We start from the raw sequence: 1,122 nt of genomic DNA, 5'->3' as shown, positions 1-1,122 counted from the left end.
CCCATAGCAAAAACCCCCGGCCACCTGTAGAGTGACCGGGGTTTTTTCTTTCTGCATCGACAACTTTACCCTACAGTGCTATACTCATAGCAGAAGCGGGAGCTCCACCAAAGACCTCCCGCCTCCATAGCCGATCAAATAGACTCATCATTCTTAGGTATAGTATAACATGTTAATGCATAACTTTGGCAACGACAAGCTTTTTCCCCAGACAACTGAAGAAACTACCATTGCTGGTATAACGATTCCCATCGGGTGGGTAAACTTAACCTTGATGTGCGTGAATCAAGGAAAGAAACCAAATGCTTTCACTCGCCAGAAAACTACGATAGCTTACATTAAGGCACTAAAAGAACAGCTAGAGAAAGAGCGACGTGCCAAACGCGCCGCCCAAGATATTGACAAAACAGGGGAAGAAAACCCAAGAACAAGCGAAGAAACGACGGAAGTACTGATATCAGTTACTGAGAAAAATAACGTTCCTAATGCTGTTCGTGGAGTATGGTGCCATCCAGAATTAGCTATCAAATGCGCAGCTTGGATTAGTCCTGAGTTTGAAGTTTGGGCTATGCGAACGCTAAGGCAAGTGATAGAAGGTGGATTCACCCCCAACTCCCCAGAAGCGGTGAGAGCCCAGGCAATAATTCAGCGAGCGTGGGAAGTTCAGTTGCTCCATTCCCGCCGACAGCGCCGTAGTTTCACAGACTGCTTGAAAGAGGCGATCATTCGGGAGCATGGTGAGGAATTCTACCGTAGTCCAGCATCTGCCGCTATCTTTGCCAAATATACAGCGATCGCGCAGAACCGGCTAACGGGGTTCCCCAACTTTAACGGAAATCGTGAGAACTGCACGGAAGAACAGCTGGACATGCTGGCAAGGTTTGAGCAAACGTTCGCCACGTTGTTTGAGACGTTTTACCCCGACGAATACAGCTTTGATGAGTTGTTTGAAAAGGTGTTGCGAAAGATGAGTTGACATTCCCGATAGCCCCATGCCCATAGCCCCATGCCAATAGCCCCATGCCCATAGCAAAAACCCCCGGCCACCTGTAGAGTGACCGGGGTTTTTTCTTTCTGCATCGACAACTTTACCCTACAGTGCTATACTCATAGCAGAAGCGG

General features: G+C 48.2%; 1 protein-coding gene. It reads left to right on the top strand.

Annotated elements, in window-relative coordinates:
• Positions 1 to 169: 169 nt before the first annotated feature.
• Complete coding sequence (locus F6K64_RS38035) at positions 170 to 976, top strand: KilA-N domain-containing protein (RefSeq protein ID WP_287268011.1); 807 nt, start codon at positions 170 to 172, stop codon at positions 974 to 976.
• Positions 977 to 1,122: the final 146 nt, after the last annotated feature.

The organism is Moorena sp. SIO3A2, from assembly GCF_010672265.1.
Taxonomy (GTDB): Bacteria; Cyanobacteriota; Cyanobacteriia; order Cyanobacteriales; family Coleofasciculaceae; genus Moorena; species Moorena producens.
This window is presented reverse-complemented; position numbering and strand designations above follow the sequence as displayed.

What these genes read in the sequence shown, in the direction of transcription:
- F6K64_RS38035 (WP_287268011.1), top strand. Translation starts at nt 170, where the DNA reads ATGTTAATGCATAACTTTGGCAACGACAAGCTTTTTCCCCAGACAACT.